This window comes from Klebsiella sp. BIGb0132 (assembly GCF_024810075.1).
Classification (GTDB): Bacteria; Pseudomonadota; Gammaproteobacteria; order Enterobacterales; family Enterobacteriaceae; genus Klebsiella; species Klebsiella terrigena.
Genome location: NZ_JANUDW010000013.1, coordinates 1 through 15,522 on the forward strand (window position 1 = coordinate 1; position 15,522 = coordinate 15,522).

Sequence of the window (15,522 nt, forward strand, 5' to 3'; positions counted from 1 at the left end):
GGGGTTTTTTTGTTGTCTGCGGTTTAAGGAAAAGCGGCCGGACGCCGCCCGGATCGGGCGATTCGTGCCGCTATCTCTGCTTATTCAGGCGCGAAACGGCCCGCAGGACGCCCGCCATAAACTGCCAGGCATCAAATAAACAAAGAAAACTCATGCGAAGCATGGGGTTTTTTGTTGTCTGCGGTTTAAGGAAAACGGCCGGACGCCGCCCGGATCGGGCGCTGCGCGCCGCGATCCCTGACCCTTTAGCCGTTAAGCTGCCTCTCGTCACCCGCGTTGTTCTTCTAACCAGCGGACAATAAATGCCGCGATCTGCGCAAGATCATTTAAATCCAGCTGGGGCAAAGAAGTCGTCACCGGCGAATCGCTGGCCACCGCAATAACGTACTTATCAATAACAAGATCCTCAACACAATGGCCGCCGTTTTGCCGATAAAGCACGATCTTAGGCACAGGTTCATGCTTAAAACCCTCTACCAGCACAACGTCCAGCTTTGAGGCATCCATCCGGCTAACCAGCCACGGCAGGTCTACTTCTTCTTGATCCGGAGTTTCAGTCATCAGCGCCCAGCGCTGCGTACTGGCGACAATCGTCTGCGCGGCGCCTGCTTTGCGCAGCTCATAGCTGTCTTTCCCTGGCTTATCGACATCCATATCGTGATGGGTATGCTTTATCAAACCTGGGCGCAACCCCTCGGCGCACAATGCCGGGATCAGCTGCTTTAATAACGTTGTTTTACCGGTTCCGCTCCAGGCAGAAATTGCTAAAACAGGGATCATAACGGCTCCTGCATATCGTGAATATGCTGTAAGTCAGCAAGCGTATTCACATTAATAAACGCAGACTTTACGTCGCTAAAATCGACGCTATGTCCGCCTGCCTGGCGCATAAAGACCATCACCCGCCGTTCGCCGGCCGCCAGATAGGCCTCCAGCTGGGGTATTAGCCGACGATGTATCAGGGCGATAGCGGGGTGATCCCGCTCCCCATCGTGCGCCCAGACCACCGGTGAGGCCTGCTTCTGCTGCATCAAACGCGCAACCAGAAACGGCGGAATAAACGGCGTGTCACAGGGGCAAAATACAAACCAGGGGCACTCTATCTGCTGCATCACCGACAGCATACCGGCCAGCGGTCCGGGAAAATCGCTAAGGCTATCGGTATAGATTGGGTAACCCGTGGCTTGCCAACTTTGCAGATTACGGTTGGCGCTGATCGCCAGATTGGTCACCTGCGGTTGCAGCGCATCCGTAACATAGCGCCATAGCGGCTGCCCGTTTAGCAGCTGCAGTCCTTTATCCACTCCGCCCATCCGCGTGGCTTTTCCGCCGGCCAGCACGACGCCGGTTATTGCCTCGCCTTGCATAGAAATATCGCCTCTTTCATTGTGGGATTGACCCTGTTAACTTGTCCCTATCAAGAGTAAGGAGCATGAGCATGAAATGTAAACGCCTGAATGAAGTTATTGAACTCCTCCAGCCAGCCTGGCAAAAAGAGCCGGAACTGAATCTGATTCAATTCTTGCAGAAACTGGCGAAAGAGGCCGGTTATAAGGGGGAACTCGCCGATCTTTCTGACGATATTCTTATTTACCATCTGAAGATGCGTGACTCGACAAAAGAAGCCGTTATTCCGGGGATTAAGAAAGACTACGAAGAAGATTTCAAAACGGCGCTACTGCGCGCTCGCGGCGTGATTAAAGAGTAAAAGGTTGTAAGTGCGACCACAGAATGAGTTATGAGATGATATCCTGAACTATTCGTACGATTATCGGATGTCAGGATGCACGATAAGGCTTTCAATTTTCAGACGCTTCACCCGGATACCATCATCGATGGCCTGTTTGATCTGGGGATGCGGGTAGACTCAGGTCTCACCCCGCTTAATAGCTATGAAAACCGCGTTTACCAGTTTCAGGACGAAGATCGCCGCCGCTATGTGGTGAAGTTCTATCGTCCTGAGCGTTGGTCTGCCGAACAGATCCTCGAAGAACACCAGTTTACCTTCCAGCTAGAGCAGGATGAGGTGCCCGTCGCCGCGCCGCTGCTCTTCAACGATCGCTCGCTTCATCAACACCAGGGCTTCTTCTTTGCCGTTTTCCCAAGCCTGGGCGGGCGTCAGTTTGAAGCGGATAACCTTGATCAGATGGAATGGGTAGGGCGTTTTCTTGGTCGCCTGCATCAAACCGGGCGCAAGCAGCTCTTTGTTGCCCGACCAGAGATCGGCATTAAGGAATATTTACTCGAACCGCGCGCGGTATTTGAGCACTCAACGCTGATACCGGCCGGCCTGAAGAAGCGTTTTCTCGCTGCGGCGGATAAGCTGATCGAGGCGGTCACGGCGAAGTGGGACGGCGGCGCTAAGATCCTGCGCCTGCACGGTGACTGCCATGCCGGAAATATCCTCTGGCGCGATGGCCCGCTTTTTGTCGATCTGGATGATGCCCGCAACGGCCCCGCTATTCAGGATCTCTGGATGCTGCTGAACGGTGATAAAGCCGAACAGCGCATGCAGCTGGAGACGATCGTTGAAGCTTATGAAGAGTTCAGCCCGTTTAACACCGACGAAATTGCCCTCATCGAACCGTTACGCGCGATGCGCTTAGTCTACTACCTTGCGTGGTTGCTCCGACGCTGGGACGATCCTGCCTTCCCTATCAACTTCCCATGGCTTACCGGGGAAGACTACTGGCGCGGGCAGACCAAAACTTTTCTTGAGCAGGTGAAGGTTCTACAGGAACCCCCTCTTCAGTTAACGCCAATGTATTAATCTGATATTTCCAGGAGAGAGTTAAAAATGAAAAAAATTTGGCTGGCGCTGGCTGGTATGATTCTGGCTTTTAGTGCATCCGCTGCCCAGATAACCGACGGCAAGCAGTACATTACCCTCGAGAAGCCGGTTGCCGGCGAGCCGCAGGTGCTCGAATTCTTCTCGTTCTACTGCCCGCACTGCTATCAGTTTGAAGAAGTGCTGCACGTTTCTGACAACGTGAAGAAAAAGCTGCCGGAAGGCGTCAAAATGACGAAGTACCACGTTGAGTTCCTTGGCCCGCTGGGCAAAGATTTAACTCAGGCGTGGGCGGTGGCCATGGCGCTGGGCGTTGAAGATCGGATCACCGTGCCGATGTTTGAGGCGGTGCAGAAAACACAAACCGTGCAGACCGTTGCCGATATTCGTAAAGTCTTCGTTGATGCCGGCGTGAAGGGTGAAGATTACGATGCGGCCTGGAACAGCTTCGTGGTGAAATCTCTGGTTGCCCAGCAGGAAAAAGCCGCGGCTGACCTGCAGCTGCAGGGCGTACCGGCGATGTATGTTAATGGTAAGTATCAGCTGAACCCGCAGGGGATGGATACCAGCAATATGGACGCATTTGTCGCCCAGTATGCTGATACCGTTAAGCAGCTGGTTGAGAAGAAATAAAAAAATAACGCCGGTCACTGACCGGCGTTGTTGTTTTCGGGCTCAATAAAGTTACTTTTCCTGCCGTTGCAGCATTTCCGTCAGCCGGGCGTCTTTTTCTTGCCATAACTCGTTCAGCCAGCGCTGAAAGCGACGTTTAAAGTTCTTATCATTCACGTAATCACCGTACAGCTCTTCAGCGACGGGCATCAGATTAACGCGGACCACAATTCGCGTGAGGCGGCCGCTAAGCATGTCGTAAAAGGGGCGCCGGTTATTCTGCGGATAGCATAATGTCACGTCCAGCAGCTTATCGAACTGACTGCCCAGTACGTTCAGAGCCATCGCAACGCCTGCCGCCTTTGGTGGCAATAAGTTGCTATAAGGCGAACGAGTCTGGTGCTGTTTCTCCTCGGTGAAACGTGACCCTTCTACAAAGTTAACGATGGTCGTTGGATAAGCGCGGAATTTCTCGCAGGAACGACGGGTCGTTGCCACATCTTTGCCGCGGCGCTCCGGATGGCGAATGAGATAGCCTCGCGAGTAGCGGCGCATAAAGGGCATATCCAGCGCCCAGCAGGCAAGACCGATAAAAGGCACCCAGGCTAACTGCTGCTTGAGGAAGTATTTGTTCATCGGTATATGCTTGCGGAACAGTACGCAGAGCACCACGATATCTGCCCAGCTGTGATGGTTGCTAATAAGCAGATACCAGTTCTTTTTATTCAGCCCTTCAAGACCCTGCACGTCCCACTTCAGCTCCGGGTTGAGGTACAGCAGCAGCGCCAGCCCTTCGCACCAGCAGTACATCATGAAATTACAAAAATGAGAGATAGCGCGCCATACCGCAGGGATCGGCACCAGCAGTTTAATCACTCCGGCGATAATAATCGGTACGGAACAAATAATGGTGACCAGGATGGTAAGAGCGATACTAAGAGGAAGCGTTATCGCTGCGAGTAATCTCGACATAGTTATTTTATTCAGAAAGTTAGGCTGAGAAAGAGCGCGATTAAACAGCGCAAGAGCCTGATTTTATCAGAAAACGCAGCAAATGACGGGTCTAACGAGAATAGAAAAACAGGCGGATCTTATATCCACATGGAGCATTGAGTCATCGTGACGGCTTTAAATCAATAATCTATATATAACCACATGATAAATAAAAACTAATTATAATGACGCGCGCTTTTTTTCATACACGATGGTTACCGGCCTAAAACTATGCACAAACTTATCCACAGATAGCCGTACCGCAGGATCGACCGGATCGATGAATCTTTTCGGCGAAATGTGGGAAAAATTCAGGTTTTCATGCCTGTCTGTGGCATCCTTTATCCATAATCTGATAAACAGGCACGGAAATTATGGTTCAGATCCCTGAAAACCCTCTCATCCTCGTTGACGGCTCCTCTTACCTTTACCGGGCGTATCACGCATTCCCGCCGCTGACCAACAGCGCTGGCGAGCCGACCGGCGCAATGTATGGCGTGCTGAATATGCTGCGAAGCCTGATCCTGCAGTACCAGCCCACCCATGCCGTGGTGGTGTTTGATGCCAAAGGAAAAACTTTCCGTGACGAACTGTTTGAGCACTACAAATCCCACCGGCCGCCGATGCCCGACGATCTGCGCGCGCAGATTGAGCCGCTGCACACGATGGTGAAAGCCATGGGCCTGCCGCTGATGGCGGTACCGGGCGTGGAGGCTGACGATGTGATTGGCACCCTGGCGCGTGAGGCCGAAAAAGCGGGTCGCCCGGTATTGATCAGTACCGGCGATAAGGACATGGCCCAGCTGGTCACTCCGGGTATCACCCTAATTAACACCATGACCAATACGATCCTCGGCCCGGATGAAGTGGTGACGAAGTACGGCGTTCCGCCAGAGCTGATCATCGATTTCCTCGCCCTGATGGGCGACTCCTCGGATAACATTCCAGGCGTTCCGGGAGTCGGAGAGAAAACCGCTCAGGCCCTGCTACAGGGATTGGGTGGCCTTGATACGCTGTATGCCGAAGCGGAAAAAATCGCTGGCCTGAGCTTCCGTGGCGCCAAAACAATGGCGGCGAAGCTCGAGCAGAATAAAGAGGTGGCGTACCTCTCCTATCAGCTGGCGACCATTAAAACAGACGTGGAGCTGGATCTGAGCTGCGAAGAGCTGCTGGTTCTGGAACCGGCGGCGGACGATCTGCTGACGCTGTTCAAAAAGTATGAATTCAAGCGCTGGATTACCGACGTGGAGTCCGGCAAATGGATGCAGGCAAAAGGGAGCAAGCCTGCGGCAAAACCGGCGCAAGCGGCGGTGGCTGAAGAAGAGGTTGTTGAAGCTGCGGCAACGCTGTCTGCCGAAAACTACGTCACCATTCTTGATGAAGAGACGCTAACGGCGTGGATTGAGAAGCTCAAAAAAGCGCCGCTGTTTGCTTTCGATACGGAAACGGACAGCCTGGATAACATCTCGGCCAACATGGTCGGCCTGTCGTTCGCTATCGAACCCGGCGTTGCGGCCTATGTGCCTGTTGCGCATGATTATCTCGATGCGCCGGATCAGATCCCGCGCGATCGCGTGCTTGAGCTGCTCAAGCCGCTGCTGGAAGATAATAGCCTCCTCAAAGTTGGGCAAAACCTGAAGTACGACCGCGGGATTTTGGCGAACTATGGCATTGAGCTCCGCGGCATTGCCTTTGATACGATGCTGGAGTCCTACATCCTTGATAGCGTGGCGGGGCGTCATGACATGGACAGCCTCTCCGATCGCTGGCTTCAGCATAAAACCATCACCTTTGAAGAGATTGCCGGCAAAGGAAAGAATCAGCTTACGTTTAACCAGATTGCGTTGGAAGAAGCGGGCCGCTATGCGGCTGAAGATGCCGACGTTACTCTGCAGCTGCACCTGAAGATGTGGCCGAAGCTGCAGCAGCACGAAGGGCCGCTGCACGTGTTTAAAAACATCGAGATGCCGCTGGTACCGGTGCTATCGCGCGTTGAGCGCAACGGGGTTAAAATTGATCCGGCGGTGCTGCATGCCCATTCTCAGGAGATCGCTAAGCGCCTGGTTGAGCTGGAGCAGAAGGCCTATGAGATCGCCGGAGAAGAGTTCAATCTCTCCTCACCGAAGCAGCTGCAAACGATTCTGTTTGAAAAGCAGGGCATTAAACCGCTGAAGAAAACCCCGGGCGGCGCGCCATCGACTTCGGAAGAGGTGCTGGAAGAGCTGGCGCTGGACTATCCGCTGCCGAAGGTGATTCTTGAGTACCGTGGGCTAGCCAAGCTGAAGTCGACGTATACCGATAAGCTGCCGCTGATGATTAACCCCAAAACCGGCCGGGTCCATACCTCATACCATCAGGCCGTTACCGCGACCGGGCGACTCTCTTCAACGGACCCTAACCTGCAAAATATACCGGTGCGTAACGAGGAAGGGCGACGCATTCGTCAGGCGTTTATCGCGCCGCAGGATTATCTCATCGTCTCTGCCGACTACTCGCAGATTGAACTGCGCATCATGGCCCATTTATCTCGTGATAATGGCCTGCTGACCGCTTTTGCTGAAGGGAAAGATATCCACCGGGCGACGGCGGCGGAGGTCTTTAGCCTGCCGCTGGAAAGCGTCAGCAGCGAGCAGCGTCGTAGCGCTAAAGCGATCAACTTTGGTTTGATCTACGGCATGAGCGCATTCGGCCTCGCGCGCCAGCTCAATATCCCGCGCAGAGAAGCGCAAAAGTATATGGATCTCTACTTCGAGCGCTATCCGGGCGTGTTGGATTATATGGAGCGCACCCGCGCGCAGGCGAAAGAGCAGGGATATGTTGAAACCCTGGACGGTCGTCGGCTCTATCTCCCGGACATCAAATCCAGCAACGGCGCACGTCGTGCGGGCGCTGAGCGAGCGGCAATCAACGCGCCAATGCAGGGGACTGCGGCAGATATCATTAAGCGGGCAATGATTGCCGTTGATGAGTGGCTGCTGACCGAGAAGCCGCGGGTGCGGATGATTATGCAGGTGCACGATGAACTGGTCTTTGAAGTGCATAAAGATGACCTCGATAGCGTGGCGAAAAAGGTCCATGAATTAATGGAAAACAGCACCACGCTGGCGGTTCCGCTGCTGGTGGAAGTGGGTAGCGGAGAAAACTGGGATCAAGCGCACTAAGTATTTCGTGGAGAGAGCGTTTTTCTGTAAGTAAGCAACATAACTTATAGCGTTTTGTGACGATCATTCGAATTTGCTATGTAAAGAGTGAAAAAAAACTACAAAAAGTGCTTTCTCCCTAACTGAAAGAAGAGTAGAGTTAATGACGTAGGGTACAGAGGTAAGATGTTCTATCTTTCAGACCTTTTACTTCACGTAATCGGATTTGGCTGAATATTTTAGCCGCCCCGGTCATTTATGACCGGGGCGTTTTTTATTGCGCGAAAGAAAAGTTTTTAGCGACCGGAATGGTGACAGCTGGCCTGATTTTGTCGCCCGAATAAGGCGCTAAGCGCCGTTATCCGGGGAGTCTGGCGGAGATTACTCCCCGTCTTCGATCTCTTCCTGAGGAGGGATTTCGTTAAACCAGCTATCGAGCTTCTGCCGCAGCTTATCGACGCCTGATTTCTTCAGCGAAGAGAACGCCTCAACCTGCACATCGCCGTTAAAGGCGAGTACCGCCTCACGCACCATATTGAGCTGCGCTTTACGGGCCCCGCTGGCCAGCTTATCGGACTTAGTCAGCAGCACCAGCACCTGGATATCGCTTTCTACGGCCCATTCGATCATCTGCTGGTCGAGGTCTTTCAGCGGATGGCGAATATCCATCAAAATAACCAGTCCTTTCAGACACAGGCGTTTTTCAAGGTATTCACCCAGCGCCCGCTGCCATTTGATCTTCATCTCCTCGGGGACCTGAGCGTAGCCGTAGCCCGGTAAATCGACCAGGCGTTTACCGTCGGCAACTTCGAACAGGTTAATCAGCTGGGTACGTCCCGGCGTTTTTGAGGTTCGCGCCAGGCTTTTCTGATTCGTCAGCGTATTCAGGGCGCTGGATTTCCCGGCATTTGAGCGGCCGGCAAACGCCACTTCGATTCCTGTATCGGAAGGAAGATGGCGGATATCCGGTGCGCTGGTGACAAAATGCGTCTGTTGATAGTTCCAGTTGGTCAAGACTGTCGTCTCCGTTAAATAAGGCTATGGCGGGGATTATACCTGAACAACAGAAAAAGGCTGTTTTTACCGCACCCCGCAAATTAAGGCGGCTGTAGGTGAAAACCCTACGCTTTGTGAGACATTGACCATTCGTGGTATGGGAAATCCATGAACAAGCGTGGTGAGTTAATGGATAAAGTCATTATTTATCAATATATTATGCCTTGAAGAAAATTCTGAAAATTGCCTTTTTGCTCGCTACCTGGTTGTAGGATTCCTTTAACCCGGTAAAGTAGTGGTCAAGGCGAGGATGCCAACAGGAACAGGGCTCAGGATGAGCGGTCAGGGAGCGCCAGGAGGCGAAGACCAGGGATTGTCAGGATGACCAGCGTCTGGAGACGTTTTCAAAGGGAAAGGGATGTAACAAGGAACGTTATTAGCTAAGGGAAAGACAGGGTTTGTCGTTAGCTAACATGGAAAGTGGAAACCCTTTAAGGGTTGTTCGTGAGGAAAAAGGCGACAGAGTAATCTGTCGCCTTTTTTCTTTGCTTGCTTTCTGCTAGATTCCGCCTCAATTCTATACTGAAGAAAACGATCTGAAGATTACACACCATGAAAAAACCGACATCTGTATCCCGTGGTAAAACACAGCGTAAGACGCGTGAAGAAATGAATCAGGAATCCCGCGATCGCAAGCGTCAGAAGAAGCATCGCGGTCATACGGCAGGAAGTCGTGCCACCGGCGGCGAAGCCTCTTCGGCTGGCAAAAAAACAGGTCAGCAGCAAGATCCGCGTATTGGTAGCAAGAAACCGATTCCGCTGGGCGTGACCGAGAGCACCCCGGCTACTAAGCAGCACAAACCGAAGAGCGAGAAACCTATGCTTTCACCGCAGGCTGAGCTGGATTTGCTGGAAAACGATGAGCGCCTGGACGCGCTGCTGGAACGTCTGGAAGAGGGTGGTTCCCTGAATGCTGAAGAGCAGACCTGGGTTGATGCCAAGCTCGATCGCATTGATGAGCTTATGCAGCAGCTCGGCCTCTCCTACGACGATGACGAAGATGAGGAAGAAGAAGAGCGCAAGGAAGATATGATGCGCCTGCTGAAGGGTGGAAACTAACGTTTGCACTCAGTCGGATTCCCGGTCCTGCTTATAACCCTTCTGGTTATGTGTTATCTGCTGTGGTTATTCGCTAAACTACGACGGTTGTCGCGGCGTCAGAAATGGCTGCGCAACCGGCTCATTACCCGAAGTGCGGTTGGGCCGGGGCGGCGTACCCGCCGGCGGCACCATCGGAAGGAGTGAGCATGTCTGTGCAGTTAATCGACTGGGATCTGGCCCTGATCCAAAAATATAACTATTCCGGGCCGCGTTATACCTCGTACCCCACCGCGCTGGAGTTTTCTCCCGAATTTGGCGCCGCTGAGTTCGACGAGGCGGTGGCCCGCTATCCGCAGCGCCCGCTATCGCTGTACGTGCATATCCCGTTTTGCCATAAGCTCTGCTATTTCTGCGGCTGCAATAAAATTGTGACCCGCCAGCAGCATAAGGCCGACCAGTACCTGGACGTGCTCGAGCAGGAGATTATTCATCGGGCCCCGCTGTTTAGCGAACGCCAGGTCCACCAGCTGCACTGGGGCGGCGGAACGCCAACCTATCTGAATAAAGAACAAATCAGCCGGCTGATGAATTTGCTGCGCACCCACTTCAGTTTTATTGCCGATGCCGAGATTTCAATTGAAGTCGATCCGCGGGAAATTGAGCTGGACGTGCTTGACCACCTGCGCGCTGAGGGCTTCAATCGCCTGAGTATGGGCGTGCAGGACTTCAATAAAGAGGTGCAGCGTCTGGTTAACCGCGAGCAGGATGAAGACTTTATCTTTGCTCTGCTTAACCATGCGCGTGATATTGGGTTTACCTCTACCAATATCGATCTGATTTATGGCCTGCCAAAGCAAACGCCGGAAAGTTTTGCCTTTACGCTGCAGAAGGTGGCCGAACTCAACCCCGATCGCCTGAGCGTATTTAACTATGCGCATCTGCCCACGCTCTTTGCCGCGCAGCGTAAAATCAAAGATGCGGACCTGCCTACGGCGGAACAGAAGCTGGATATCCTGCAGGAGACGATTGGCTCACTCACCGATGCCGGCTACCAGTTTATCGGCATGGATCATTTTGCGCGCCCGGATGACGAGCTGGCGATTGCTCAGCGTGAAGGCGTGCTGCATCGCAACTTCCAGGGCTACACCACCCAGGGCGACACCGACCTGCTGGGGATGGGCGTTTCTGCGATCAGCATGATTGGCGACTGCTACGCGCAGAACCAGAAAGAACTGAAGCACTACTATCAGCAGGTTGATGAAACCGGGAACGCCCTGTGGCGCGGTATTGCGCTGACCCGCGATGACTGCATACGCCGGGACGTCATCAAATCGCTGATCTGTAATTTCCGTCTCGATTTTGCTGCCGTCACCGCCCAGTGGGATATCGATTGTCAGCACTATTTTGCCGAAGATTTGCAGCTGCTCGCACCGCTGGCGAAAGATGGGCTGGTGGACGTCGATGAAAAGGGGATTCAGGTCACGCCGAAAGGCCGCCTGCTGATCCGCAACGTCTGCATGTGTTTTGATACCTATCTGCGCCAGAAAGCGCGCATGCAGCAGTTCTCACGGGTTATTTAAGCAAAACCCCGGCGACGCAGGGTTACCGGGGCGATGAAGCGGCTGGCCGAGCGGCCAGCGCGAACAGCGTTATTCCATTCCCAACTCTTTCAGCTTGCGGGTAAGCGTGTTTCGTCCCCATCCCAGCAGGCGTGCAGCCTCCTGCTTGTGTCCCTGCGTATGGCGCAGGGCGGTGGTCAGCAGCGTCCGCTCCATTTCCGGCTGAGCCTCAGAGAGCAGGTTTTGATGACCGGATCGCAGGGCGCGATCGGCCCACTGTCCCAGCAGCGTCGCCCAGCTATCCGGCTGCATATGCGTGGGGCTGTCCGGTACCGAGGTTTCAAACAGCTCGCTGGGAAGATCCTGGGTCAGCACCTCCTGACCGGCGGCCATCACCGTCAGCCAGCGGCAGGTATTTTCGAGCTGACGCACGTTGCCGGGCCAGGCCAGGCGGGTGAGCGCCGTTTCCGTTTCCGGGTGCAGCAGCTTAGCTTCAACGCCCAGCTCGCGCGCCGCAACCTGCAGGAAGTGACGAGCCAGACGCGGGATATCCTCCCGACGCTCGCGCAGCGGCGGCAGATGGACGCGAATCACGTTCAGACGGTGGAACAGGTCCTCACGGAATTTACCCTCCTGGACGCGCTGCTCGAGGTTTTGGTGGGTCGCGGCAATGATCCTGACGTCCACCTTCACCGGCGCATAGCCGCCAACGCGATAGAACTGACCGTCGGCCAGCACGCGCAGCAGGCGCGTCTGCACGTCCAGCGGCATATCGCCAATTTCATCGAGAAACAGCGTGCCGCCATCGGCCTGCTCAAAGCGGCCCTGGCGCACGGTATTGGCGCCGGTAAACGCCCCTTTCTCGTGACCGAACAGCTCGGACTCGATCAGGTCTTTTGGGATTGCGGCCATATTCAGCGCGATAAACGGCGCCTTCGCCCGCGGGCTGTGGCGGTGTAGAGCGTGAGCGACCAGCTCTTTACCGGTACCGGATTCACCGTTGATCAGCACGCTAATAGAAGAGCGCGACAGGCGGCCGATAATGCGAAAAACATCCTGCATCGCCGGCGCTTCACCGATGATATCGGCCGTTGGGCTGTTTATCGGCGCATTTCGCGGCTGCTGCTGCTCCTGATAGTGGCTGATAGCGCGGTCAACCAGCGCCACGGCTTCATCAATATCAAAAGGTTTCGGCAGATAATCAAAGGCACCCTGCTGATAGGCGCTTACTGCCGCATCCAGATCCGAATGCGCGGTCATTATGATGACCGGAAGCATCGGATGGCGTTGCTTAATTTGTTTCAGCAGCGCGAGCCCATCCATCCCCGGCATCCGAATATCAGACAGCAGTACATCCGGGGTTTTGGTGGTGAGTGCATCAAGCACCTCGTTGCCGCTTTCAAACGTTGTACAACTCAAGCCTGCCCCGGTGAGCGCGCGTTCAAGCACCCAACGGATGGAGCTATCGTCATCAACGATCCAGGCTATCCCTCGTTGCATAAACACCTCTACTTCCGAATAGGCAGGAATACCGAGAATTCGGTATGCCCTGGCCAACTGGTAAATTCAATTTTGCCGGAGTGTCGATCGATAAGACTGCGGGCAATGGAAAGCCCCAGACCGGTACCGCCTTCGCGACCGCTGACCATAGGATAAAAAAGCGTATCCTGTAAATGGGACGGAATTCCCGGGCCGTTGTCTTCCACATCAATGCGTGCGGCGAGACGGTAGCGTACGCCATGCAGCGTCAGCTGGAAGGCGGTACGGGTGCGCAGAATAATTTCTCCGCCTTCTGGCCCCAGCGCCTGCAGCGCATTGCGTACGATATTCAGCAGGACCTGTTCAATTTGGTCCGGATCGTGCGCCAGCTCCGGCAGGCTAGGGTCGTAATCACGGATAAGCTTGACGTTGTCCGGCAGCTCCATCGACACCAGCTTCACCACCCGCTCAGCGACTTTATGGATGCTTTCGGTGACGTGCATTCCGGGGTGCTGCGGTCCCAGCAGGCGATCGACCAGGTTTCTCAAGCGGTCGGCCTGCTCAATAATGACGTTGGTGTATTCCATCAGCGCCGGATCGGGTAACGCCTTGCTCAGCAGCTGCGCCGCACCCCGCAGGCCGCCCAACGGATTTTTAATCTCGTGGGCCAGACCGCGGACTAAATCACGCGCCGCGATTTGCTGCGCGTGCTGCAGCTGCTCCTGGCTCAGACGCCGCTGGTTATCCATGGGGGCCATTTCCAGCAGGATTTGCCCTTCAGGCAGGCGCTGTGCGGTTAATGACAGGATATGCGAGCGGCCATCGATCACCAGGGTGACTTCGTTGTCGGTAAAGCCTTGGCCCGCCTGCAGGCTCTCCTGCATCAGACCGATATTCAGCGAAAAGTAGCTCAACAGCTCGGGGAGTGGCGTGCCGTACAGCTTGCGTGAACTTTGGGCCAGCAGCTGCTGCGCCGCCGGGTTCGCGTAGTGCACCGCCAGGTCGTCATCGACCAATAAGATGCTGTTGATTAAAGAGTTAAGGATCTGCCCAGCATCGGGCTGAGTGCCTGTTGCCATCTGACAGTCTCCTGAAAAGAGTGCACTATTTTAGTGCAGTATAGCTTTTTATAAGTAAAAAGCGCATAAGATCAGCATGTTGGTGGAGAAAAAAGCCCATCCTGAGATGGGCTGAAAGTTTCCACGGCAACAAAATATCCCTGGTATCCCACGCCACAACACGGAATACCGAGGATTTACAGCAAAATTAGACGCTGTAGTACAGCTCGAACTCAACCGGGTGCGGAGTCATGCGTACGCGGTCGTTTTCTTCAATACGCAGGGCGATGTAGGCATCGATAGCGTCGTTGGTGAATACGCCACCCGCGGTCAGGAACTCACGGTCAGCGTCCAGCGCGTTCAGTGCTTCTTCCAGAGAGCCAGCAACCTGTGGGATCTCTTTCGCTTCTTCCGGCGGCAGGTCATACAGGTTTTTGTCCATGGCTTCGCCCGGATGGATTTTGTTCTTGATACCGTCAAGACCAGCCATCAGCAGCGCAGCGAAGCACAGGTACGGGTTGGCAGCCGGGTCCGGGAAGCGCACTTCGATACGACGCGCTTTCGGAGAGGTGACCACCGGAATACGGATAGAGGCAGAACGGTTACGGGCAGAGTAAGCCAGCATAACCGGTGCTTCGTAACCCGGGACCAGACGCTTGTAGGAGTTGGTGGTCGGGTTAGCCAGGGCGTTAATCGCTTTAGCGTGTTTGATTACGCCGCCGATGTAGAACAGCGCTTGCTCTGACAGGCCAGCATATTTGTCACCAGAGAACAGGTTTACGCCGTTCTTGGACAGGGACATGTGGCAGTGCATGCCGGAACCGTTATCGCCAAACATTGGTTTTGGCATAAAGGTCGCGGTTTTACCAAAGCGGTGAGCAACGTTGTGCACAACGTATTTGTAGATCTGAATTTCGTCCGCTTTTTTGGTCATGGTGTTGAAGCGGGTAGCGATTTCGTTCTGACCAGCAGTGGCGACTTCGTGGTGGTGAGCTTCAACAACCAGGCCCATCTCTTCCATGATCATACACATGGTAGAGCGGATGTCCTGAGAGGAGTCAACCGGTGGAACCGGGAAGTAGCCGCCTTTCACGCCAGGACGGTGACCTTTGTTGCCACCTTCGTATTTGGTGGAGGAGTTCCATGCGCCTTCGATATCGTCGATAGCCACGTGGGAACCGGAGATAGAAGCACCAAAGCGGATGTCGTCAAACAGGAAGAACTCTGGCTCTGGCCCGAAGAGTACGGTATCTGCCAGGCCGGTAGAACGCAGGTACTCTTCAGCGCGTTTAGCGATGGAGCGCGGGTCACGGTCGTAGCCCTGCAGGGTGCCTGGTTCCAGGATATCGCAGCGAATGATCAGCGTCGGTTCTTCGAAGAACGGGTCGATCAGCGCGGTGGTCGCATCCGGCATCAGAACCATGTCAGATTCGTTAATACCTTTCCAGCCACCAATCGAGGAGCCATCAAACATTTTGCCTTCTTCGAAGAATTCGGCATTAACCTGATGAGAAGGAATTGTGACGTGCTGTTCTTTACCTTTGGTATCGGTGAAGCGCAAATCGACAAACTTCACTTCGTGCTCGTTCAGCATCGTCAAAACGTGTTCAGCGGACATACTTAAACTCTCCCGGATTGGTCATTGTCGTCGTGGTAACGAAAACTTTTTTACTACTTAAAGTGGCGTTGTTGCCTTAAAATAGATAAAGCGAAATCTGTGCCAACTTTTAAATGCTATGCAAAACGCTGTATCATGCGCACCATAGTGCAAAAGAACTGCACCATGATAGGAATAA

At 54.1% G+C, this 15,522-nt stretch carries 14 protein-coding genes; 7 read left to right on the forward strand and 7 right to left on the reverse strand.

Annotated elements, in window-relative coordinates:
* Positions 1-267: 267 nt before the first annotated feature.
* On the reverse strand, positions 268-780 hold the full coding sequence (gene mobB / locus M2416_RS24015) for a molybdopterin-guanine dinucleotide biosynthesis protein MobB (RefSeq protein WP_259227273.1): 513 nt from the start codon (positions 778-780) through the stop codon (positions 268-270).
* Entirely contained in the window at positions 777-1,367 is a 591-nt protein-coding gene (gene mobA, locus M2416_RS24020) for a molybdenum cofactor guanylyltransferase MobA (protein ID WP_259227274.1), read from the reverse strand. The genes mobB and mobA overlap by 4 nt, the downstream gene beginning before the upstream one ends.
* 71 nt (positions 1,368-1,438) lie before the next feature.
* Here mobA and M2416_RS24025 point away from each other — a divergent pair, with 71 nt between their 5' ends.
* The 3 genes from M2416_RS24025 to dsbA all read left to right on the forward strand — a co-directional run bounded on the left by M2416_RS24025 (position 1,439) and on the right by dsbA (position 3,421).
* Entirely contained in the window at positions 1,439-1,708 is a 270-nt protein-coding gene (locus M2416_RS24025) for a YihD family protein (RefSeq protein WP_045853708.1), read from the forward strand.
* Positions 1,709-1,783: 75 nt separating this feature from the next.
* The gene (locus M2416_RS24030; RefSeq protein ID WP_041143378.1) at positions 1,784-2,770 is read left to right on the forward strand and encodes a serine/threonine protein kinase; all 987 of its coding nucleotides are present in this window, start codon (positions 1,784-1,786) and stop codon (positions 2,768-2,770) included.
* A gap of 27 nt (positions 2,771-2,797) precedes the next feature.
* On the forward strand, positions 2,798-3,421 hold the full coding sequence (dsbA, locus tag M2416_RS24035) for a thiol:disulfide interchange protein DsbA (protein WP_041143379.1): 624 nt from the start codon (positions 2,798-2,800) through the stop codon (positions 3,419-3,421).
* Positions 3,422-3,472: 51 nt separating this feature from the next.
* Here dsbA and M2416_RS24040 read toward each other — a convergent pair whose 3' ends face one another.
* Complete coding sequence (locus M2416_RS24040) at positions 3,473-4,372, reverse strand: acyltransferase (protein ID WP_076947933.1); 900 nt, start codon at positions 4,370-4,372, stop codon at positions 3,473-3,475.
* A 395-nt stretch (positions 4,373-4,767) separates the two neighbouring features.
* Between M2416_RS24040 and polA the strand changes: the two genes are divergently transcribed.
* Positions 4,768-7,554 carry a DNA polymerase I gene (polA, locus tag M2416_RS24045; RefSeq protein WP_076947934.1) on the forward strand — a complete coding sequence of 929 codons (2,787 nt, stop codon included), beginning with the start codon at positions 4,768-4,770 and terminating at the stop codon, positions 7,552-7,554.
* A gap of 165 nt (positions 7,555-7,719) precedes the next feature.
* Positions 7,720-7,767, forward strand: a complete 48-nt coding sequence (spfP, locus tag M2416_RS27065) for a small protein SpfP (RefSeq protein ID WP_071892919.1) — start codon at positions 7,720-7,722, stop codon at positions 7,765-7,767.
* Positions 7,768-7,914: 147 nt separating this feature from the next.
* Here spfP and yihA read toward each other — a convergent pair whose 3' ends face one another.
* Entirely contained in the window at positions 7,915-8,547 is a 633-nt protein-coding gene (yihA, locus tag M2416_RS24050) for a ribosome biogenesis GTP-binding protein YihA/YsxC (RefSeq protein WP_041143382.1), read from the reverse strand.
* Between the two features lie 594 nt (positions 8,548-9,141).
* On the opposite strand from yihA, the gene yihI reads away from it, so the two are divergent.
* Both yihI and hemN read left to right on the forward strand, forming a co-directional pair.
* On the forward strand, positions 9,142-9,648 hold the full coding sequence (yihI, locus tag M2416_RS24055; RefSeq protein ID WP_041143383.1) for a Der GTPase-activating protein YihI: 507 nt from the start codon (positions 9,142-9,144) through the stop codon (positions 9,646-9,648).
* Between the two features lie 188 nt (positions 9,649-9,836).
* Entirely contained in the window at positions 9,837-11,210 is a 1,374-nt protein-coding gene (gene hemN / locus M2416_RS24060) for an oxygen-independent coproporphyrinogen III oxidase (RefSeq protein ID WP_259227281.1), read from the forward strand.
* 69 nt (positions 11,211-11,279) lie between these two features.
* Here hemN and glnG read toward each other — a convergent pair whose 3' ends face one another.
* From glnG to glnA, 3 genes are all read right to left on the reverse strand, one after another.
* A complete protein-coding gene (gene glnG, locus M2416_RS24065; protein WP_041143385.1) occupies positions 11,280-12,689 on the reverse strand; it encodes a nitrogen regulation protein NR(I) in 1,410 nt (469 codons plus the stop codon).
* An 8-nt stretch (positions 12,690-12,697) separates the two neighbouring features.
* Entirely contained in the window at positions 12,698-13,747 is a 1,050-nt protein-coding gene (gene glnL / locus M2416_RS24070) for a nitrogen regulation protein NR(II) (RefSeq protein WP_041143386.1), read from the reverse strand.
* Positions 13,748-13,934: 187 nt separating this feature from the next.
* A complete protein-coding gene (gene glnA, locus M2416_RS24075; RefSeq protein WP_041143387.1) occupies positions 13,935-15,344 on the reverse strand; it encodes a glutamate--ammonia ligase in 1,410 nt (469 codons plus the stop codon).
* Positions 15,345-15,522: the final 178 nt, after the last annotated feature.

Bases quoted from the DNA above. Each gene is read 5' to 3' on its own strand.
- mobA (WP_259227274.1), bottom strand. From the start codon at position 1,367: ATGCAAGGCGAGGCAATAACCGGCGTCGTGCTGGCCGGCGGAAAAGCC.
- hemN (WP_259227281.1), top strand. From the start codon at position 9,837: ATGTCTGTGCAGTTAATCGACTGGGATCTGGCCCTGATCCAAAAATAT.
- M2416_RS24025 (WP_045853708.1), top strand. From the start codon at position 1,439: ATGAAATGTAAACGCCTGAATGAAGTTATTGAACTCCTCCAGCCAGCC.
- M2416_RS24030 (WP_041143378.1), top strand. From the start codon at position 1,784: ATGCACGATAAGGCTTTCAATTTTCAGACGCTTCACCCGGATACCATC.
- M2416_RS24040 (WP_076947933.1), bottom strand. From the start codon at position 4,372: ATGTCGAGATTACTCGCAGCGATAACGCTTCCTCTTAGTATCGCTCTT.
- dsbA (WP_041143379.1), top strand. From the start codon at position 2,798: ATGAAAAAAATTTGGCTGGCGCTGGCTGGTATGATTCTGGCTTTTAGT.
- glnG (WP_041143385.1), bottom strand. From the start codon at position 12,689: ATGCAACGAGGGATAGCCTGGATCGTTGATGACGATAGCTCCATCCGT.
- yihI (WP_041143383.1), top strand. From the start codon at position 9,142: ATGAAAAAACCGACATCTGTATCCCGTGGTAAAACACAGCGTAAGACG.
- mobB (WP_259227273.1), bottom strand. From the start codon at position 780: ATGATCCCTGTTTTAGCAATTTCTGCCTGGAGCGGAACCGGTAAAACA.
- glnL (WP_041143386.1), bottom strand. From the start codon at position 13,747: ATGGCAACAGGCACTCAGCCCGATGCTGGGCAGATCCTTAACTCTTTA.
- glnA (WP_041143387.1), bottom strand. From the start codon at position 15,344: ATGTCCGCTGAACACGTTTTGACGATGCTGAACGAGCACGAAGTGAAG.
- polA (WP_076947934.1), top strand. From the start codon at position 4,768: ATGGTTCAGATCCCTGAAAACCCTCTCATCCTCGTTGACGGCTCCTCT.